14 protein-coding genes and 2 pseudogenes are annotated in these 20,022 nt (G+C 66.6%); 8 read left to right on the top strand and 8 right to left on the bottom strand.

Features of this window, described 5'->3' with window-relative positions:
• Window positions 1-115: 115 nt before the first annotated feature.
• Window positions 116-661 (bottom strand): ATP-binding protein, encoded by a 546-nt coding sequence (locus OEZ60_RS18915; RefSeq protein WP_263339644.1) that lies wholly within the window; start codon window positions 659-661, stop codon window positions 116-118.
• Window positions 658-2,511 carry a glycerophosphodiester phosphodiesterase family protein gene (locus OEZ60_RS18920; RefSeq protein ID WP_263339647.1) on the bottom strand — a complete coding sequence of 618 codons (1,854 nt, stop codon included), beginning with the start codon at window positions 2,509-2,511 and terminating at the stop codon, window positions 658-660. The genes OEZ60_RS18915 and OEZ60_RS18920 overlap by 4 nt, the downstream gene beginning before the upstream one ends.
• Window positions 2,512-2,612: 101 nt before the next feature.
• Between OEZ60_RS18920 and OEZ60_RS18925 the strand changes: the two are divergent.
• A pseudogene (locus OEZ60_RS18925) lies at window positions 2,613-2,918 on the top strand (IS5/IS1182 family transposase); the annotation flags it as partial.
• A 190-nt stretch (window positions 2,919-3,108) separates the two neighbouring features.
• Here the strand turns inward: OEZ60_RS18925 and OEZ60_RS18930 are convergent.
• Entirely contained in the window at window positions 3,109-4,026 is a 918-nt protein-coding gene (locus OEZ60_RS18930; RefSeq protein ID WP_263339650.1) for a LysR substrate-binding domain-containing protein, read from the bottom strand.
• Between the two features lie 108 nt (window positions 4,027-4,134).
• On the opposite strand from OEZ60_RS18930, the gene OEZ60_RS18935 reads away from it, so the two are divergent.
• Both OEZ60_RS18935 and OEZ60_RS18940 read left to right on the top strand, forming a co-directional pair.
• Window positions 4,135-6,474, top strand: coding sequence for an FAD-dependent oxidoreductase (locus OEZ60_RS18935; protein ID WP_263339653.1), 2,340 nt, complete (start codon window positions 4,135-4,137; stop codon window positions 6,472-6,474).
• A complete protein-coding gene (locus OEZ60_RS18940; protein WP_263339655.1) occupies window positions 6,471-7,925 on the top strand; it encodes an aldehyde dehydrogenase family protein in 1,455 nt (484 codons plus the stop codon). The genes OEZ60_RS18935 and OEZ60_RS18940 overlap by 4 nt, the downstream gene beginning before the upstream one ends.
• An 84-nt stretch (window positions 7,926-8,009) precedes the next feature.
• Here the strand turns inward: OEZ60_RS18940 and OEZ60_RS18945 are convergent, their stop codons facing one another.
• Window positions 8,010-8,924 (bottom strand): LysR substrate-binding domain-containing protein, encoded by a 915-nt coding sequence (locus OEZ60_RS18945; protein ID WP_263339658.1) that lies wholly within the window; start codon window positions 8,922-8,924, stop codon window positions 8,010-8,012.
• A 142-nt stretch (window positions 8,925-9,066) separates the two neighbouring features.
• On the opposite strand from OEZ60_RS18945, the gene OEZ60_RS18950 reads away from it, so the two are divergent.
• Together OEZ60_RS18950 and OEZ60_RS18955 are read left to right on the top strand one after the other, a co-directional pair.
• On the top strand, window positions 9,067-10,689 hold the full coding sequence (locus tag OEZ60_RS18950) for a trimethylamine methyltransferase family protein (RefSeq protein WP_263339660.1): 1,623 nt from the start codon (window positions 9,067-9,069) through the stop codon (window positions 10,687-10,689).
• Window positions 10,690-11,097: 408 nt separating this feature from the next.
• Window positions 11,098-11,417, top strand: a pseudogene (locus OEZ60_RS18955) (transposase); the annotation flags it as partial.
• Window positions 11,418-11,811: 394 nt separating this feature from the next.
• Here the strand turns inward: OEZ60_RS18955 and OEZ60_RS18965 are convergent.
• The 4 genes from OEZ60_RS18965 to OEZ60_RS18980 form a co-directional block, all read right to left on the bottom strand.
• Window positions 11,812-12,813, bottom strand: coding sequence for an ABC transporter substrate-binding protein (locus OEZ60_RS18965; protein ID WP_263339662.1), 1,002 nt, complete (start codon window positions 12,811-12,813; stop codon window positions 11,812-11,814).
• Entirely contained in the window at window positions 12,810-14,807 is a 1,998-nt protein-coding gene (locus OEZ60_RS18970; RefSeq protein WP_263339663.1) for an MFS transporter, read from the bottom strand. The genes OEZ60_RS18965 and OEZ60_RS18970 overlap by 4 nt, the downstream gene beginning before the upstream one ends.
• Window positions 14,804-15,559 carry a hypothetical protein gene (locus OEZ60_RS18975; protein ID WP_263339665.1) on the bottom strand — a complete coding sequence of 252 codons (756 nt, stop codon included), beginning with the start codon at window positions 15,557-15,559 and terminating at the stop codon, window positions 14,804-14,806. Before OEZ60_RS18975 ends, OEZ60_RS18970 begins: the two co-directional genes overlap by 4 nt.
• 138 nt (window positions 15,560-15,697) lie before the next feature.
• Window positions 15,698-15,838: a hypothetical protein gene (locus OEZ60_RS18980; protein WP_263339667.1), complete on the bottom strand. Its 141-nt coding sequence runs from the start codon at window positions 15,836-15,838 to the stop codon at window positions 15,698-15,700.
• Window positions 15,839-15,850: 12 nt separating this feature from the next.
• Between OEZ60_RS18980 and OEZ60_RS18985 the strand changes: the two genes are divergently transcribed.
• From OEZ60_RS18985 to OEZ60_RS18995, 3 genes are all read left to right on the top strand, one after another.
• Window positions 15,851-16,105, top strand: coding sequence for a hypothetical protein (locus tag OEZ60_RS18985; RefSeq protein ID WP_263339670.1), 255 nt, complete (start codon window positions 15,851-15,853; stop codon window positions 16,103-16,105).
• 329 nt (window positions 16,106-16,434) lie between these two features.
• Window positions 16,435-18,507, top strand: a complete 2,073-nt coding sequence (locus tag OEZ60_RS18990) for an oxidoreductase (RefSeq protein ID WP_263339673.1) — start codon at window positions 16,435-16,437, stop codon at window positions 18,505-18,507.
• Entirely contained in the window at window positions 18,504-20,021 is a 1,518-nt protein-coding gene (locus OEZ60_RS18995; RefSeq protein ID WP_263339675.1) for a trimethylamine methyltransferase family protein, read from the top strand. Before OEZ60_RS18990 ends, OEZ60_RS18995 begins: the two co-directional genes overlap by 4 nt.
• The last annotated feature ends 1 nt before the right edge of the window (window position 20,022 follow it).

Below are 20,022 nucleotides of genomic sequence, written 5' to 3' on the forward strand. Positions count from 1 at the left end.
TGTCAGCTTCTTGCGCGGCCCGCGCGGCCCGAGACATCGGTCTCGTGAACCTGCAACACAGCTTCGCCAGATCGGGTCCAGCGTAAGCATCCGCCGCGCCGCCCGGCTTGGCGGATTAGAAGCCAGCCACGCATTTCGGGTAGCCAAATCCCCACCGCCAGGGCAAGTTGAGACAAGGCTGGCCACCGAAGCGAACCGCATTGTACATCGCCTCGGCGACCGCAAGGTAGGCGCGGTCGATCGTGTCCGGAGCAACATTGTACCGTTCGGCCAGTTCCTCGCGTCGCGTCTGCCCCTTGGCGATCACGCAGGCGCGCAGGGCCGCGTCGGCGCCTAGTCGCGCCTCGAAGCTTGCCTCGGCATCTGCCGCGCCGCCGGCATCGTGGTAGGCGCGGTCGTGAATGACGCAACAGTCCTCCCACGGCGGAGCGTCGTCGTGCATGTCGGCGAAGTCCGGAAAGAGGTCCGCCACCACCCGCCACGATGTCGAAAGGCCGCCGCTGCAGCCGTCGGATTCGAAGGGTGCGAGGTTCGCGCCGCGGATTTTCGCCATGAGCGAACGATGCGCCGGAAGTTCGAGCGCGCGCAGAAAGGTGGATGGCTCGTCCTGGGCAGCGACAGGTAAGGCCAACAGCGCGACGGCCAATGCTGTCGCCCTCATTGCTCCACCACCTCGTTGGCGAGGCGGTCGACAGTCACGCCGAAGCTGTCGCTGATCCAGAGCGCCAGCCTGGCAATCGTTGGCAACGCGTTCCTTTCGACGATGACGCGCCGCGCGAGTTCCGGTTCGTCCGTGATGAGCCCGCCGACGCCCATGGAAATCATCCGCGACATCGTGGCGGCATCGTTCACGGTCCATGCATATACGTCCTTGCCCGCGCTCTCAGCCCTCCGGACCAGGTATGGCGAGACCATTGTCAGGCTCACGGCCAGGAAATCGCCGTCGAGACCGGAAAGGTCGCCGATGGCGGTCGCAGCGAGGACGCCGGTCCGCCATTCCGGGCGCAGAGCCCGCATCTTCTGCACTGCGGGGTATTTGAGCGACATGGTCGCGATGCTGTCGGCCATGCCGGTTTCCTCGACCACCGCGATCACACGGTTCTCGAGGTCGACGTCATACCCGTAATACTTGAGCTCGATGATGACGCGCGAGCGACCCTTCGCTGCCAGAAGAACGTCGCGCAGCAGAGGCGTGCGTTCGTCTGAGTAGGCCGGGTCGAACCAGCTGCCGATGTCGATCCGATCCAGATCCCTTAGCGTCGCGTCCCATACTTTGAGCGGATTGCCGGCGGACTTCATGAAATCGCTGTCATGGGCGACGACGACTTCGCCGTCAGCGCTTTCCTGGACGTCGATCTCCACCCAGTCCGCGCCATCCTCGATCGCTTTCCGGACCGAGGCCATGCTGTTTTCCGGCCGTGAGGCCGCCGCCCCTCGATGGCCGATGACGACGACGTCTGCATCGGCCTTGATGCGTTCGGAAAAAGCTACAACAGTTCCGATGCTTCCAAGGGAAAGGACGCCGATAGTGGCGAAGCCGCCCACCATCAATGCCGCCGATCGCCCGGTTCCGCTCGAGGGGCCATTCTCACCCCGGTCGAAGGCCCGGCCGTCGCTGACGCGACGGTAGAGATCGAACAGGAGCTTGGCCAGCGCCCCGTTCGACCACGCGCTCAGCGTAGTGGTAGCGGCAAGCGATGCCGCGAGAAAGACCAGGACAGCGATCGCCGCCGAGGCAAGGCTCTGGCGGCCGAGGGCCGGTGCGTAAGCAAGCGCGAATGCCGTCGCAGCCGATATCGCCGCGCCCGCCGTCAAGCGCACGGCAAGCCAAAGCACGAGTATCTTGATCAGCTTGATCCGCCGCCCCTTCATCAAGGCGCGGCTCTCGCGGAACGCCGCGTTCGTTCCGCTCCTTTCGAAAAGCACCCTCTGCAGCACCAGCGCCCACCCGGTCAGGCGGTCGAGCAGCACCAATGTCAATGCCGCCAAGACCAGCGCAATGAGCCCCACTGCCGTCAGGAACTCGGGCGGCCGGTAGGTCAGGTAATAGTTGATGTCGTAGGTGGAAAGCCATCTAACGTAGAGCACACCGCAGACGGCGAGAAACGGCATGGCCATCGCGACGATCCGAAGCAACAGCCCTGCGGCAACAGCCAAGAGTACAGGTGCGGAGCGGACCGCGAACGCGACACCGGCGCTCAGCGCCGCCGCCGGCCGCCGATCGCCGCTTCGGATCGTGGCCGTCATCACCGCGACGTCGAGTGTCATCGCGGCGATGACGGCGCTTCCGATCAGAAGCGCCCCGACCGCTCCGGCAGGGGTGAAGATAAACCTGGCAATGTCTTGATCGGTCAGCGCTGTTTGATCCGAGAACTTCAGCGTGAGCGCCAAGAGCACCCCGATCAGCGGCAGGACAATCGCGGCCGACACAAGACGCAGGGCGATATGGGTCAGAAGAAACGGAGCCAAGAACCTAAACGCCTGGCGATAGCTTTCCGCGACATCTCCCATCACGCGCCCCCTTCCGTGAGATATCCAGCAATGATAGCCGTCGCGAACACCGGTCGCCACTCGGACTGTGTCCCAAGCAAGCAGCGCAATGGCCTTAGAAACGCGACCGCGCTTCCATCATCCCCATTCGCAGGAATGGTCGCCTCCGGAAGGAGGACTGACCTGCCGTAAAGGCGCGCAACGACATCCTGCGCGCTACCCGACGCGTTAGGCGAGCGGTCTGGAAGCGGTGGGCCGGTCACCACAAGCCAAGTCGGATCGAGGCGAAGATGCGTGGTCTCAAATCCTTCGGCGAGAGGATCGCATCACGATATCCCGACCGCCAGACCGCCGAACTCCACATCCGCATTACCCTCATGAACCGCTTCAACGCACTCGGCACTGCCGAGGTCGAACGAGTAGCCTAAGGTCTCGGGGAAGGGGTGCGGCTCATCCCGACGACGCGTTCTGCAACAATGTCTCCGCAAGCAGATCGATGGAACCTTCGTCTAGGCCACGACCGTGGGCGGAATGGCGCAGCAGTCTATCGAGGCGTCAAGCCCGGTAGGCAGGTAAACCGTTCTTCGTTCCTGACATTTTCGGCAGCCAGCCAGCATATTATGTGCGTCCGTTGGGCGCCGGGCCACCTTTGCCGCTGCGTGCGTACGTTTTCAGCCAATCGAACACGATGCTGGCGGCACGGCCGGCGGGCGGCGGATCCGGGCGCGTCAGGAAATACTGGAACGGAGCGGGGAGTGCTTGACGGAAGAGCGCGACGAGCCGTCCCTCGGAAAGCAGGCCCTCGATCAGGGGCAGCGTGCCGAGCGCGATCCCGTGGCCGCGTGTGCAAGCCTCGATCATCAATGCCGGATCATCGAAGACCCATTCGCTCGGAGTACCCGCAAGGTCCACTCCCGCCCGCTCGCACCACCCCCGCCACATGTCCGTGGTGCCTTCGTGCAGGATACGATGCTGCCGGAGAAGCTCCTCCGGCTCCGCGTCGCCGGCCCCCGCGATCAACGCCGGGCTCGCGACCGGCATCTGGGTCGCCGACATGAGCGTCACGCCATCGCAACCTGTCGGCATGCGCTCGCCCCAAACGACTGCGATGTCGACCTCGCGGAGCAGTTCCGGCCGGTCTACCGTCACGTTCAGGATCCTAAACGCGACGTCGGGATTCGCCCAGGCGAACCGATCGAGCCGCGGCAGGAGCCAATGCGCGCAGAAAAGCGGCGGCGCCGCGATTGTCACGGTGCCGGCGACATCCCGGCCCTCGCTTTCCCAGCCGAGGCCGGAGAGATCGGCAAACGCGCTTTGCGCGACCGCGAAGACCCGTTGTCCGTGCCGGGTTAGCACCAGGCCGGAACGGGTTCGCCGGAACAGTGCCGTGCCGAAATAGGTTTCGAGCGCCTTGACCTCGTGGCTGACCGCGCTCTGGGTGAGCGACAGTTCCCGCCCGGCCGCCGAGATGCTGCCCAGCCGCGCGGCGGCCTCGAACGCGCGTAGCGGATAAAGCGGAGGAAGGCGACGGGTCAATCAGATCCCCCATGAATCAGGTTCATGCCCAACATGAGCATTATCCGTTATCCGCCGGCCGGGGAAGGCTCCTAACCTGCCGCCGTGAAGCGAATGCGGAGTAGGATCGTGCAGGACAGGGCGGAGGTTCTCATCATCGGCGGCGGCGCGGTCGGCTGCTCCATCGCCTTTCACCTGACGCGGAAGGGCTGCCGCGACGTCGTCCTGTGCGAGAAGCACGAACTCGCCTCAGGTGCGACGGCCTTCGCGGCGGGTCATGTCATCCTCTACGCGCTCAACCCCACCATCAGCCGGCTCAATCGGTACAGCGTCGATCTCTACGGCCGGCTCGAGGCCGAGACCGGCATGTCACCGGGCTTCCATGCCTGCGGCAACCTTCGGATCGCCACCCATTCCCGCCGGCTCGACGAGTTCAGGCGTTACTTGGGTGTGGCGGAGGCCACTGGTGCCGAGGCCCGCCTGCTGACGCCGGAGGAGATCGGCACGCTCTGGCCGCTCATGTCGACCGACGGTGTTCTCGGCGGGCTCTACAATCCGCAGGACGGCCACATCGCCCCGGCCGACCTGACGCAGAGTCTCGCCGCCGGGGCACGTCAGGGCGGTGCCCGGATCCAGCGCGGCTGCGAGGTGACGGCGCTGTCGCGGATGGCGGGCGGCTTCTGGCGGGTGGAGACCTCGCGGGGCACGATCATCGCCCGCCATGTCGTGGCGGCCTCGGGCAACCATGCCCAGAGCGTCGCCGGGATGCTGGGGCTGACAGCGCAATGCGTGCCGGTGCGGCACCAGTACTTCGTCACCGAGCCTTTGACGGAGCTTGCCGAACGGCGGCGCGCGGGTCTGCCGGAGATGCCGGTGATGCGCGACCCCGAGGATGTCTTCTACTGCCGGCAGGAGGGCGACGCGCTTCTGGTCGGCGCCTATGACGGACGCGGCGAGGCCCGGTTCGTCTCGGAGCCGCCTGCCGGCATGGCCGAGCCCTTCCCGGACGAGATGGAAAAGCTCCTGCCCTACCTCGAACGCGCGGTGGAACGGGTCCCGATGCTCGGCACGGCGGGCGTTCGCCGTGTCGTCAACTACGCGATGCCCTACACGCCCGACGACCTGCCGACGGTCGGCCCGGCCTTCGGGACGAGGAACCTCTGGCTGGCGGAAGGCAATCCCTTCGGCATCACGCTCGCCGGGGGCATCGGCTGGCAGATGGCGGAGTGGATCCTCGAAGGCGCGCCGTCGGTCGACATGGCTTGCTGCGACACCCGCCGCTTCGGCGAATGGGCGACGCGCGAATGGTCCGCGCGCAAGGTCGAGGAGGCCTATGAGCACACCTATCTCCTGCCGAAGCCCGGCGAGGAGCTGCCGGCGGCGCGCGATTTGCGCACCTCGCCGATCCACGACCTCCTTGCCGCGCGCGGGGCGCGGTTCGGCGCCGTCGCCGGATGGGAGCGGCCGAACTGGTTCGCGCCGGAGGGCGCCGTCGACGAGCCTTCCTTCTACCGTCCGAACTGGCACAGCGCGGTCGGCGCAGAGTGCCGGGCCGCGACAGCCGGCGTGGCGCTGGCCGATGTCAGCCACGGCGCGGCAATCCGAGTGTCCGGCGCCGGGGCGGCGGCGCTTCTCGGCCGGGTTCTGTCTGTCGCTCCGCCCGCGCCCGGCAAGGCGTCATCGGGCTATTTGCTGGCTCCCAATGGCGGTATCGAGGCGGAGGTCGCGGTTGCCCGCGATGGCGATGAAGGCTTCGTCCTGACCGCGACCGCGGTGGCGGAGCGCCGGGTTCTCGACGCTCTTCACCGGTCCGCGCCATCCGGGAACGACCTGTGGATCGAAAACCTGACTGCCGCAGAGGGGGCGCTGCTCCTGTTGGGACCGGCGGCGCGGCAACATTTGCAGAAGGCAACGTCGGCGGCATTGGACGACGAGGCGTTTCCGCGCGGTGCCGTGCGAACGATCACCATCGGCCATGCGCCAGTCCGCGTCCATCACGCGGATCCATTCGGGCGGTCCGGTTACCGGCTCCACGTCCGCGCGGACATGCTGCGCCACGTCTTCCTTGCTCTCGAAGAGGGCGCGGCGCTGATCGGGGCGCGGGCGCTCGAGTCGCTCCGGCTGGAGGCCGCGGAAGCCGCCTGGCCGGAAGAACTGAATGTCGAGGTGACGCCCGCGATGGCCGAGGGCGCCCCCGGCACGACACGACAGCTCATCCATCTGCAGATCGAGGGCGCGGACACGATGCCGCACGGGACGGAGCCGGTTCGCGACGAGACCGGGCACATCGTCGGCCGCACGACCTCGGGCGGATGGGGGCACCTCGGGAACAAGGCACTGGCCTTCGCGCTGCTCGATCCCTGGGCGGGCGGGCTCGAAGTCCGCGTCATGGGTGCCTGGCATCCGGCGGCACCGACGAAGGGAACCGCCGGGACGGAAGATGAGATCATGGAAAGGACACTGGCATGAGCGCAGCGATGAAGGACTACTGGCGCAACTATATCGGCGGCAAATGGGTCGACGGATCGGATGGCGGGCGGATCTTGCTCCTGAACCCCGCGACGGGGCGGCCGCTCTCGGAAGTGGCGCGGGCGACCGCGGCCGATGTCGACAGCGCCGTCGCCGCCGCGCGCCGCTGCGTGGCCTCGCGCGCGCTCGTCGACATGCGGCCGATGGCGCGTGGCCGCATGGTGGCCGAGATCGGCCGCAAGCTGCGCGAAAGGTCTGAGGAAATTGCCACGCTGATCTCGCTCGACGCGGGCAAGCGCATCTCGGAGGCGCGGGGCGAGGTCGAGGGCTCGGCCAAGTATTTCGAGTATTACGGCGGGCTCGCGGCACAGATCGAGGGAAGATACATCCCGCTCGGAGACGGCTATGTCGACTATGTGGTCCCATGCCCTTACGGCGTCAGCGCCCACATCATTCCGTGGAACTTCCCGCTGAACATGATCGCGCGCTCTCTGTCGGCTGCACTCGCGGCGGGCAATGCCTGCGTCGTGAAGCTGCCCGAACTCGACCCGACGGCGGGCTATGTGCTCGCCGAACTAGCCGAGGAGGTCGGCCTGCCCGAAGGTGCCGTCAACCTGATCTGCGGCTACGGCCACGAGGCGGGGGCGGCGCTTGCCAGCCATTCCGGCATCGACCAGATCGTCTTCACCGGCTCCGTCGTCACCGGTCGCAAGGTCGCTCATGCCGCCGCCGAAAACCTGATCCCGGCGGTGCTGGAGCTTGGCGGCAAGACGCCGGGCATCGTTTATGCCGATGCCGACATGGACAATGTGGTGGCCCAGACCCAGGCGGGCATCTTCTTCAACACTGGCCAGTGCTGCGATACCATGTCCCGTCTCGTCGTCCATGAAAGTGTCTACGACGTGACGGTGGAGCGGCTCGCCGCGATGGCGAGCGGCCTGACCATCGGCGCCGGGATCGAGGATCCCGACATCACGCCGCTCATTTCGGCCGAGCAACTCGCCAAGGTCGACAACTACGCCCAGATCGGCGTGCATCAGGGCGCGCGGGCGGTGGCCGGCGGCGGCAAGCTCGATCGCGAGGGCAACTTCATGGCGCCGACGATCCTGGCCGACGTGTCGCCGGACGACCGCGTGAACAAGGAGGAGATCTTCGGCCCGGTCCTCTCCGTCCTGAAGTTCTCCGACCCGCGCGAGGCGCTCGAGATCGCCAACGGCACCGAATACGGGCTCGCGGCGGTTGTCTTCACCAACGACCTCGACCGCGCGATCTGGACGACCGAGCGGCTCGATGCCGGGCAGGTGCATGTCAACGAATGGGGTGTCGGCGGTGTCGAAACCCCGTTCGGCGGCTTCAAGAAATCCGGTATCGGCCGCGAGAAGGGCGTCGAGGCACTGGCGAGTTATTACCAGTCGAAGAACGTTGGCATGAAGCGCCTGCAGTCGTTCTGAACACCCCGCCGGGCGCCCAAGGCGCCCGGTTCCTCCCGCGGATCAAGCGTTTCCGCAGCCCGGTCCGGTATCGTCGCGGCCGCCTCAGGTACCACGTGCGGCCGGCCCGGCGTGGCTGTGCTCGTTGGCGACATCGGCGACCAGCCAGTCCGTGAACGCCCGGATCTTGCGGTCGCGTTCGCGGTCCGCCCGGTAGAGAACGGCCCATTCGCCGCGCGACCGCGCCACCAGATCGACCGGCAGCACGAGTTCGCGCCGCCTGAGTTCCTCTTCCGCGAAGGGGCCGTTGAGCATCGCGACCCCGGCCCCGGTGATCGCCATCTCGAGCGCCAGCGCATAGGTGTCGACCTTCGTGTAGCGCAGCGCAGGCACGTTCTCGACGCCCGCCGCGCGGAACCAGTCGCGCCAATCGTTGGGCGCCGAGGAAACCTCGATCAGCGGCAGGCCGAAGAGGTCAGCAGGCGTGACGACCGGGCTCAGGTCACCGAGGATCGACGGGCTGCAGACCGGGTAGAGCGTACCTTCGAAAAGCGTTCGCGCGCGCAAGCTCCCCGGCAAATCGCGGTCGAGATACATGATGGCGACATCGGTGTTCGTCTCGTCGAACCACCATTCTGTCCGCCGCGTGTTGAGTGAGAAGTTGATCTCGGGATGGGCGGCATGGAACCGCGACAGGCGCGGCGACAGCCAGCGGATCGCCACGGTAATGTAGGTCTCGATCCTGAGATCGGCGTCCGGGCCGTGCCGCCTTATGATCCCGGCCCCGGTCACCAGTGTCTCCAGCGCCTGCCGCGCGTAGTCGTAGAAGACCCGCCCCTCCTCGGTCAGCGCCACCGTGCGCCCCTCGCGCAGGAAGAGCGCGCAGCCGAGATCGTCCTCGAGCTGGCGGACCTGATGGCTGATTGCGACATGTGTCACGTTGAGCTCATCCGCGGCCTTGCGGAAGCTCAGGAGCCGCGCCGCCGCCTCGAAGCCCTTCAGCGCATTGAGCGGTGGCAACGACCGGAAAGACAGCCGTCCAGTCAACTCCCGAGCCCCCCTTGAGCGGCCCGCGAATGCGGGCACCAGGACCGGTAACCTGTGCTTACCGATCGCCTAAAAACTATCAATTGTTTGGAACTGCGCCAGCCACACAATGCGGATGCGACACGAAACCACAGCGGGAAAGGGCGCCGCGATGAACCAGATGCAGGCGACGAGTTCAAGACGCGGCGGGCGCGAGGCGCGAAAGGCGCTACGGGCGGCACCGGGCGGACCGGACCATCGGCCGGTGCGCGGCGGGATGGAGAACCCGCGCCATTTCCGCCCGCTGAGCGAGACCGACATGGCGCGGATCCACGAGGCCGCGCTCGACGTGCTCGAAACCGTCGGGATCGGCGACTGCCTGCCCTCGACGGTCGATTATCTGACCCGGCTCGGCTGCATCTACCGCGACGGCCGCATCACCTTCCCCCGCGCCCTGGTCGAGGATTACATCCCTCGCATCAATCGCGACTTTCTGCTCGCCGGGCGTGATCCCCGGCACGACATGCACATGCAGGGCAGCCGCTTTTACTGTGGTACCGCCGGTGCGACGGTGAACATGGTCAACCCGCGCACCGGCGCCTATCGCGGCACCACGCTCAACGATCTTTACGACTGCTCGCGCCTCGTCGACACGCTCGACAACATCCACTTCTTCCAGCGCACCGTGGTCCCGCGCGAGATCGAAGACTTCTTCGAGATGGATTTCAACACCTGCTACGCGAGCCTCGCGGGTACCCAAAAGCATGTCGGCACCAGCTGGGGCGGCGTGCGCCAGCTCGAAGCCTCGCTCGAGGTGATGCATCTGCTCGCGGGCGGCGAGAAGCAGTGGCGCGAGCGCCCCTTCGTCTCGATGTCCTGCTGCTTCACCGTCTCGCCGCTGAAATGGGCGGCCGACAGCTGCCTGTGCCTCGAGACCGGCGCGAAGGCGGGAATGCCGATCATGCTCGTCTCGCTCGGCCAGGCCGGTGCCACCGGCCCCGCCGCGCTCGCCGGCAACGTCGTGATGACCCTCGCCGAACTGCTTGCCGGCATGATCTATGTCGATGCGGTCGCGCCGGGCAATCCGGTGATCCTCGGCTTCTGGCCCTTCGTGTCGGACCTCAGGACCGGGGCGATGTGTTGCGGCAGCGGCGAACAGGCGCTCCTGACATCTGCCTGCGGCCAGATGAGCCGGTACTACGGGCTGATCTCCGGGATCCCCTCGGGCATCGCAGACAGCAAGATGCCGGATGCGCAATCGGGCTACGAGAAGGCCATCAACCATGTCGTCACTGCCAATTCCGGCGCCAACCTGATGTACGAGGCGGGCGGCATGGTCGCCTCGCTCATGGGCTTCTCGCTCGAAAGCCTCGCGATGGACAACGACTCGGTCGGCGCGGCCCTGCGCACGGTGCGCGGCATCGACGTGAACGAGGACACCGTCTCGGTCGATGTCATCCGCGAGGTCTGCATGGGCGGCCCCGGCCACTTCCTCGCGCATGGCCAGACCATGAGCCTGATGGAGCGCGACTACGTCTACCCGAAGCTTGGCGACCGCATGAGCCCGAGCGAATGGGCCGAGAAGGGAAACCGAACCGCGCTCGACCGCGCCATCGACTATGTCGATTCGACGCTCGGCGCGCATTACCCGGAGTATGTTCCGCGTGCGATCGATGAACAGATCCGCGCGAAATACCCGGTCCGCTTGCCGCGCGAACGGATGCGCCCGAACGCGGACTGGCCGCGCAACCGGGGTTGAGCGGCGAGCCGGCACCGGCCGCGGTCAGTCCGCGGCCGGTCAGGCGGCCAGATGGATATTGAGTTCGGCGCCGAACTGAGCCTCCCCCAATCGAAATGGTCCGCCGTTAAGTTTAGGAAACGGAGGATCGAGATGGCTACGAAGCGACGCACAGTGCGCTGAATGACCGCCCGCCGGCCCCCGAAGCCATCGTCCCGATGAACCAGAGGCCGATCATGCACCAACACTCAAACCGGACCACTCAGGCGGGGCTGGTCAGATGAAGCTCGAAAGTCAGGCTTGGACATGATCCGCCGATCGCCATGCCGGCCCGCGGCGTCTGAAGGGCCGCAAATCGAGATCTGAACCTGGTTCGCACTTGATCACACGCCAATGAAGGCAAAAGGTACTTGCGTCACGGGCGACAACCAAAGAAGCGACTGCACAAGTGCGGCGGCTCTTCCGAGCAGCTTTCCCGATGCGGAATGGCTTCTGGCCGACAGGGGATAGGACGCTAACTGCTTCCGGGAGGCCCTGACAAACAAGGGTATCAAACCCTGTATCCCCGGAGGAAGTCTCGGGGAAAGTGCGTCAACAACAGCAAGCGCCTGTACAGACGTCGCAACCGGATCGAGATCATGTTCGGCCGCCTCAAGGAGTGGACGCGCGCGGCGACACGCTACGACGGATGCCCGAAGGTCTTTCTGTCCGCCGTCGTTTTCGCCGCAACCACCTTGTTCCGGCTATGACCAAGAACCAGCCCGGCCCTAGCATCCAGCGCAATGGTTGAACAACAGAAGCAAGGCCTCCCGCCGACAAATACGAAGGCGCACGAAGATCATGGGCCGCATCAGATCCCCGGTCAACTGCGGCTCGTACTATCCGTCCAAGGTCAGTTTGCCGATCTGTCCCGCCCGAAGCGTCAACGCCTGTCCGCAGGATTCGGCCGCCGCGTTGACCGCTCGACCTTAGGCATCATCAGCAAGCCCGGCCGGACAAGCCCGCCATAATACCCTCGGCGAACGCGTGTCACCGGCACCTCCGCCACCGGGGGCGAGCGTCAAAACACAAGATGTTGCTTCTTCCGCATCATGGCGCCACACATGACGCCGTCGGAGGGCGTGTCCGAGCCGCTGGCAAGAGCTAATTGACGGTCTCGGCAATCTGAAGCAGGCCGATCGGCGGGTATAGTTTGAGCTGCTTTGCCATTCCGAGATTGATGGTCACCGCGAAGTTGGTCATCCGGGCGACCGGAAGGTCTCCGGGCGTAACCCCCTCGACCAGGATGCGTTCGGCCTGCGCCCCCGCCAGACGGCCCACTTCGTAGTAGCGGGATGCCACGGACACCAGCGCGTCGCCGCTGACGACCATCGCTTCGTAGGGGCTGAGCACGGGAAGCGCCTGTTCGAGTGCGGCCTTGCGCAGTAGGGCTGAATTGTCGCGCAGGAAAGACGAGCTGCCGACATGGACGAAATCGACGCCCGCGGCCTTCAACTCTGCCATCTTCGGAGCGAGGTCTTCGGCCATCGGCGCGCTGTCGGCCCCCGCTGCGATTTCGAGCGCGGTGAACCCGATCCCCAGTTCCCGGGTCAGCGCCTCCAGTTCGTCGCGCTTGAGGACCGAGTTTTTCTCGTCGGTGTTGTAGAGCAATCCGAGGTGGTCGAAATCCGGCAGGTAGCCCCGTATCGTCTCCAGAGCCACGGTTTCAGGCATGCGGTTGTAGGTGCCGGTCAGGTTCGGACGGCCGGTCGCGTCGAGCGACGCCACGATCCCGGACCCGACCGGATCGGCGACGATCATGAAGATTTGCGGGATATCATGGTTGAAGGCCGGGTCATCCAGGTCATCGAGGGTTCCCGCGATTTCGCGCGTGACCGTGGTTCCCCAGGACACGATCAGGTCGGGGTCGAGCGACCGTGCCTCTTCGAATATGGCGGGCAGGGCCGCGGCCTCGGTCTTGGCGTCGCGCAGGACGAACGCCACGTCGATCCCGGCTTCGGTCAGGTAATCCTGGAATCCCTGGCAGGCTTCTTCGCATCCCCGCCAGGTCGCGATGAAGACGGTGTAATCGGACGCGGCGGCAGCGACCGGCAGTATGAGTGCGGCGCCGAGCCCCACGACAATCCGACGGCATAGCTCTTTCATACTGGCGCGCCCCGGTCCCGATCTCTGGAAAGCCCTAACACTATAGCAAACCCGAGACCGCCTGCCAAAGACACCCCGCCGAGGAGACCGAGCGTCGAGGAAGGGTCGGAACCGCCCAGCAGCAGTGCGCTCGCGGACAGGCCGGCCAGCGCCCCGGCACGCTCGCTGAAACGCAGCGCGCTTATCATGCGTCTGGACTTGCCCGCCAGTTCGACCGCGAGCGCGGTCATCGGCGCGCGGATCAGCGCGTGGCCGATTCCGCAGCCGGACACCAGCGCAAGGACGGCCCAGATATCACTCGCCGACCGGAAGTACAGCAGAATCACCCCGGCGAAGGCCGCCCCGGTCACGACGGGAACCGCCGTCCCGCCGCGGCCCTTCGCCAGCCCGTTCGCCAGAGGGCCGATCAGCGTCGACGCCAGATAATAGAGCATGATGATGCGCGCGACGTCGGCCGGTGGGTAGCCGCGTGCCGCCAGGCCAAGCGGCGCCAAGTACCAGATGAAGATCGCCGTCGTCGCGCTCGTCGGGATGGAGACGCAAAGCGTCAGCGACCAGAAGGCGAGTCCGTTCCCCCGTGCCGCAGGGGCATCGGGCTGCGGCACCGGGCTTTGGGGCGCGGCCGGCTCCCCTGCCCGGCCGCGCATGGCCGAATAGGCGACACCGCCGGCGGTCAGTGCCATGAGCGCCCCCAAAAAAAGCGCGGCAGGGAAACCAAACCGCCCGCCGATCACGCCGCCGAGGACAGATCCACAGAAAGCGCCGCCGAAGATCATGCCGACGAAGGCGCTGGAGGATTGCGACGCCTCTCGGGTGCTGCCGGCGCGGATCGTGTATTCCTGGCAGGCGATGGTCGCCAGCGCATAGAATATCCCGATGACCCCGCGCCACAGCGTCACCGCGACCAGCGAGTCGGCGATCGCCATCGACGCCAGCGCCACCGCCGTCGGAACCGCCGAGGCGACGAAGGCCCGGCGGGCTCCGAAGCGCCGTGACAAGGCGCCGCCGAAGGGCGAAAGGGCGGCGACCGCGATCAGGTAGACGCCAAGCGGAGCTGCTGCCGACAGCTCGCCTGACAGCCATGCCGGGCGCGCCGCGTCGCGGGCATAGATCGGAAGGAAGGACGCGGTGATTTCGGTTGCCGTGGCAAAGAGAAACAGCGCCAGCCGCACGTCATTGAAATCCGAGTACCGCATGCGCTGAAGGCGCATGGCCGACGCGACACCGGCTGCGCCGTCGCCCAAGGACTGCCGGAGAGCCGGCGGCAGCGCTTGCGCGCGGCGCGCCAGATCCTCGGCCTGCTCGTTCAGGCGCACGGCCGCGCGCCGGACACCGGAGACGCCCGTCGCGCGGATCGTCTGTGAGAAATCCCCCGCCATCTGTCCGGCCAGCAACCTCAGAACCCGCCCGTATGGCTTCCACACCGAGGCGGCGGCGACAACCAGCGCCAGCTCGACGCCCAGGAGCAGCGCGACGACGGCGAGGACCGAGACGTCCATGAACACGTCGCGCAACCGGGTTTCGACGAATTGCGGGCTGCCCACCACCTCAATCCGGCCGACCAGTTCGTTGCCGATCAACACCGGAAACGCGAACTGGACGGACCGGATCCCGGCGACGTCCGCCAGGCCCGAGCGTTGCAGGAGAGTCGGGGCCTCGTCGCGGGTTATTTCCGCGATGACGTTGTCGCCACCCTGAACGATCGTGATCCGGCTGATTTCGTCGAACTCGTTTATCGTTTCGCCGATGTAGGCTTCGAGCCCGCCGAGCGCCCGGAACGGAACTCCGAGGTCGAGCGTACGCTGGATTTCGCTGCTCAGGATCGAGCCGATGATACGGGTGCGGTTTTCGAGTTCCGGCGCGATCGCCCGGTCGAACGCGGCCAGCGTCGCCATGCCGAACATCGCGACGACGGCCACCATGATCGCGGTGAGGATCGCGATCAGCCGGGCGCGCAGCAGGCCTGGCTCCGGCAGGGCCTTGCGCGCGCTCATGTCGGCCGCCCGGCCTCGAGGCGCCGGAGTTCGGCAACCGCGGAACGGTATTGATCGTAGGACTCGTCGAGATCGGCCCGCAATCCGCTCGCGGGCGCAGCTTCGTCCTCCCGGCGCCAGGTGTCGCGTTCGAAATCCGCGATCTCGGCGTCGACGCGATCGAAGGCCGAGATGGTCCGCCGCAGGCCGATCCTCAGCAGCAGTCCGGCGGTCAGAGCGCCGAGCACGAAGATGCCGAGCACCGCGACGGAAAGCTCTGCCGCCATCGCCCACACCCTCGTCGTGCTGCCGCCGCGCGGATACAGAACCGCGATCCCGCCGGCCCAGTCGCTGGACGGCCCCGCGATGTTCACGCCGGCGATGAATCCGGACGCGATCTCGCCATGCCATTCCTGCGCGCCGATCATCCGCGCGCGCACGGCCGCGACCTCGGGCCCGTCGCCGGCTTCGCCGAGAGTCGCGTGGACGATTCCGCCCTCCCGGTCGAAGACGTAGATCGCCGAGATCCTGTCGTCCGACCGCCGCGCCCGCTCCAGGATTCCGACAGCGTTGCGAACGCTGGCGATCGGCAAGCCGAGCCGCACGGCGGCCTGAAAGGGAGCGGCGGTTCGGTCGGCCAGCACGATGAGGCGCTCACCGACGAGGTCGGAATGGACGCGGCTGAACTGGAAGGTGGACAGGGCGAGGAACACCAGAAGGACCGCGAGCATCACGCCGGCAGCGGTCGCCCAAAGCCTCCAGAGAATAGCCATACCCCCCCACCTATCACGTCATCGGACACCAACCGCATCGTTCAACAGATTCGAAAGACCGACAAGCACAAGAACCGGTCGCCTCCGCCGATACGGCGCCGGAATGATCCTCCCCAGTGAAGCGGTCCGCCGTTATGTTCAGGTATCCAGTCCCGGTACCTGGTGGATCGGGTCGACGATGAATCCGTCTGGGTCTGAAATCCAGACCCTGCAATTGCATTGGTAGGCGGCCAGGCCGCTGAGGGTCTTGAGCTTGCGGGCGAAGGTGTAGGCGGCCATGAAGTCGGCGCGATGGCCGCGCAACTGGTGGTGGCTCTCGTCGCGGTAGCGTTTGACGTTCAGCGGGGAAACGGCCCCCCGGATCGATTCCTGATCCGCCTCACTTTGTTGATCGTGCGGCTCATCCGCTCGACCTGGCCGTTCTCAGGGGACTTGATCCACTGGATCAAATCCGGATCCTTGAAACTCTACGGATGGTTCGGCTTGGTCAGCCGGTGCTCGGTCCCGTTTGCCTCGCAGATCATGTCGAAGAGCATCTGCCGTTAATGGATGGTGTAGCGGTTCCGGGGCCGGTCGGCGACCTGGATTCCCCTCGCCGTCGGGCACGAACCGATGGCGCCGAGATGGCTCGATCAGTCAGGAGCGTGTAGATCCGGAAGGGAACCCGCATCGAGCAGGTGCTCCAGGAACTTCCACGCCGTTCGCCGGTCGACCCCTTCGAAAAGTCGGGCGGGGCCCAACTTGCCGGTGCGGTCGATGGCGACGAAGAAGGATGGCTTCCCCTCGGCAGTCCGCACCTCTTGCCGGCGCTCAGTCGTGCTTGACAGGCTTAACCGGCCGGATAACTATACAGTAGTTCAGCAATGGTGTCTTCAATGGCCCGCCCCCCTCGCTTCGACTTGCTGTTCGGCCCTGTACGGATCGGTCCGAAAACCGCAAGGAACCGGTTTTTCCAGGTGCCGCATGCCTCTGGCATGACCAACGCGAATCCCCATGTCCGCGCCGCTTTCCGTGGCATGAAGGCCGAGGGCGGCTGGGCCGTCGTCTCGACCGGAGCTTGTTCGGTCCATCCGTCGTCCGACGACAGCCCGTTCCCCTTCGCCTCGCTCTGGGACGAGGCCGACATCCGCGCGCACCGTGTGATGACCGATGCGGTCCACGCCCACGGCGCGCTCGCGGCGGTGGAGCTCTGGCACGGTGGCGCGGCCGCGGTGAACCGAACAACGCGGCACGCACCGCTCTCGCCCTCAGGCGTGCCCTGGATGGCCACGCATGTGGGTTTCATGTCATCCGCCCGCCCCAGGGTCATGGACGCGGGCGATATCCGCAACCTGATCCGATGGCATGCCGAAGCGGCAAAACGGGCCGAACGTGCTGGCTTCGACATCCTCTACGTCTATGCCGGGATGGGCTATCTGCCCTACCAGTTCCTGCTTTCGGACTACAACCATCGCACCGACGCCTACGGCGGCTCGGTCCGGAACCGCGTCCGCCTGACCGAGGAGCTGATCGACGCGGTGCGCGAGGCGACTGGCGGGCGTTGCGCGGTTGCCTTGCGGGTTTCGCTCCAGGAACTTCGCTCGCGTCCGTCCGAAGTCGCGCCATCGGAAGCTCACGAGGTGATAACGCATCTCAGCGACGCGCCCGACCTCTTTGACGTCAAGATGGACTATTCGGCCACGGATTGCTCGCCCTCGCGGTTCACGCCCGAGGGCAGTCACGAGCCCATGGTCGATTTCGTCAAGACCCTGACCGCCAAGCCCGTCGTCGGCGTCGGGCGTTTCACCTCGCCCGACACGATGGTCTCGATGGTCCGGCGCGGCGTCCTCGACTTCATCGGCGCGGCGCGGCCGTCGATCGCAGATCCGTTCCTGCCCAGGAAGATCGAGGAGGGGCGCGAGGACGACATCCGCGAATGTATCGGATGCAACATCTGCATCTCGTCCTGGCATGACGGGGTATGGGTCCGCTGCACCCAGAACCCGACGGCGGGAGAGGAATGGCGGCGCGGCTGGCATCCGGAGATTGTCCGAAGGGACGCCGAGGGGTCGGTCCTGATCGTCGGCGGCGGCCCCGCCGGGCTCGAGGCGGCGCTGACGCTTGGCCGCCGAGGCTTTCGCGTGACGGTCGCGGAGGCACAGCGCGACTTCGGCGGCAGGCTCTTGTGGGAAAGCCGGCTCCCGGGTTTGCGGCAATGGTTCAGGGTCGTCGACTACCGTCTTGGCCAGCTTCGGAAGCTGCCGGGAGTGGCGCTTCATGTCGAAAGCCGTATGGAGGCCGCCGACGTGCGGGACTTCGGCGCCGATCACGTGGTCATCGCCACCGGCGCGCGCTGGACTGCGAACCTCTGCGGCGCGAATGAGATTCCGGCGGGATCCCTCGTCGGCCCCCGTGTCTACACCCCGGACGATATCGCGGCCGGCGCAGAGATCGAAGGCCCCGTCGCGGTCTTCGACTTCGACAACTACTACATGGGGTCGGCCGTCGCCGAGCATCTGGCGGCACGGGGTCTCGACACGACCTATGTCACAAGCGCCGGAAGCGCCCAATCCTGGGGCGTCATGACGAACGAACAGCCGCTCGTGCATCAGGCATTCCTCAAGGCCGGGATCGCGTACCGAACCCTTGAGATCGTCGAGGCTTTCGACGGGGAGACGCTGTCGCTCGCCCAGATATTCACGGGTGAACGGCGGCAGATCGCCGCGCGCGCCCTCGTCGTGGTCGGCCAGCGCGCAGGGGGCTCGGCGCTCTACGATGCGCTGGCCGGGACCGGGGAGCCGAAATCGCTGGTCCTCACGGGCGATGCCAACGCGCCCGGCGCCATCGCGCATGCGGTCTATCAGGCCCACCGCGCGGCGCGTGAACTTGCCGCGGCAGCACCACGGATCCGCCGCGATGCGCCTTTCGCAATGCGCGATCTCGACGCCTGCGGGGAGGCCGCGCAGTGACCGCCCGCACCCGCCGCAGGAGCCGGAATGGCGCGGCGCGCATGCCGCAGCCGGGATTTGGCCAGCGGCGGCGTCCATATGTACCCGTCGAGGTGCTGAGCGCCGATCAGGTCGCGGCGATACACCAGGCCGGGATCGACATCCTCGCCCGCTTCGGCATGCGCGTGCTCGACGGTGCGGCTCGCGCGCTTTATCGCGACGCAGGCGGCGAGGTTGCCGATGACGTGGTGCGGCTCGATCCGGGGCTGGTCGCCGAACACCTGTGCACCGTGCCGAAACGCTTCACGCTCCATGCCCGCAATCCTGCGCATGATGTGACCGTTGGCGGCGATGTCTGCGTCTACACCTCGGTCGGCGGGCCGGCCTATGTGATGGACAACGACCGGGGGCGGCGCGACGGGACTTTCGCCGAGATGTGCGATTACATGCGGCTCGTCCAGGTCCTGAACGTGATCCACCAGGAGGGCGGCGGGCCCTTCGAGCCGATGGACCTGCCCGCGCATACCCGGCACCTGGACATCTACCACGCCCAGATCGGGCTGCTCGACAAGACCTGGCAGGGCCAGACGCTCGGCCGCGCGCGCACGATGGACGGGATCGAGATGGCGGCGATCGCGCTCGGCACGACGCCGGAGGGGCTGGCGGAACGCCCAGCGCTCGTCGGAGTCATCAATACCAACTCGCCGCTGCAACTCGACGTGCCGATGGCCGAGGGGCTGATCGCGATGGCCGAGCACGGGCAGGCGCTGGCGATCACGCCCTTCACATTGGCAGGCGCGATGGCGCCCGTGACGCTCGCGGGCGCGCTGGCGCAGCAGCATGCCGAGGCGCTGGCGGGGATCGTGCTCACCCAGATCGTCCGCCCCGGCGCGCCGGTCCTTTACGGCGGTTTCACGTCGAATGTCGACATGCGCTCCGGCAGCCCGGCCTTCGGAACGCCCGAGTATGTCAAGGCCGCACAGGCCTCGGGCCAGCTGGCCCGCCATGTCGGCGTGCCGTTCCGGTCCTCGAATGTGACGGCCGCGAACGAGGTCGACGCGCAGGCGGCCTATGAGAGTCAGATGGCGCTCTGGGGCGCGCTCATGGGCGGGGCGCATCTTCTGGAGCATGGCGCGGGCTGGCTGCATGGCGGGCTGACGGCCAGTTTCGAGAAGCTGATCCTCGACGCCGAGCTTTTGATGATGATGGACGCCTATTTCTCGCCCATCGACACCTCGCCCGAGGCCCTCGCGCTGGACGCGATCCGCGAGGCGGGGCCGGGAGGCCATTTCTTCGGCACCGCACACACGATGGAACGCTACGAGACCGCGTTTCATGCGCCCCTTCTGTCGAACTGGGACAGCTACCCGACCTGGCTCGAACGCGGCGGCATCGACGCGCGGACCCGCGCGAATGCGGTCTGGAAGGCGCTTCTGTCCGAATACGAGGAACCCGCGCTCGACCCCGCCGTGGCCGAAGCGCTCGACGCCTATGTCTCCCGGCGCAAGGAAGCCGGCGGCGCACCGATGAACTGAG

It is taken from the genome of Albidovulum salinarum (assembly GCF_025673475.1).
GTDB classification, from domain to species: Bacteria; Pseudomonadota; Alphaproteobacteria; order Rhodobacterales; family Rhodobacteraceae; genus Albidovulum; species Albidovulum salinarum.

Bases quoted from the DNA above. Each gene is read 5' to 3' on its own strand.
- OEZ60_RS18940 (WP_263339655.1), top strand. From the start codon at position 6,471: ATGAGCGCAGCGATGAAGGACTACTGGCGCAACTATATCGGCGGCAAA.
- OEZ60_RS18985 (WP_263339670.1), top strand. From the start codon at position 15,851: ATGGCCGCGCAACTGGTGGTGGCTCTCGTCGCGGTAGCGTTTGACGTT.
- OEZ60_RS18950 (WP_263339660.1), top strand. From the start codon at position 9,067: ATGCGACACGAAACCACAGCGGGAAAGGGCGCCGCGATGAACCAGATG.
- OEZ60_RS18965 (WP_263339662.1), bottom strand. From the start codon at position 12,813: ATGAAAGAGCTATGCCGTCGGATTGTCGTGGGGCTCGGCGCCGCACTC.
- OEZ60_RS18970 (WP_263339663.1), bottom strand. From the start codon at position 14,807: ATGAGCGCGCGCAAGGCCCTGCCGGAGCCAGGCCTGCTGCGCGCCCGG.
- OEZ60_RS18915 (WP_263339644.1), bottom strand. From the start codon at position 661: ATGAGGGCGACAGCATTGGCCGTCGCGCTGTTGGCCTTACCTGTCGCT.
- OEZ60_RS18920 (WP_263339647.1), bottom strand. From the start codon at position 2,511: ATGGGAGATGTCGCGGAAAGCTATCGCCAGGCGTTTAGGTTCTTGGCT.
- OEZ60_RS18975 (WP_263339665.1), bottom strand. From the start codon at position 15,559: ATGGCTATTCTCTGGAGGCTTTGGGCGACCGCTGCCGGCGTGATGCTC.
- OEZ60_RS18990 (WP_263339673.1), top strand. From the start codon at position 16,435: ATGGCCCGCCCCCCTCGCTTCGACTTGCTGTTCGGCCCTGTACGGATC.
- OEZ60_RS18980 (WP_263339667.1), bottom strand. From the start codon at position 15,838: ATGGCCGCCTACACCTTCGCCCGCAAGCTCAAGACCCTCAGCGGCCTG.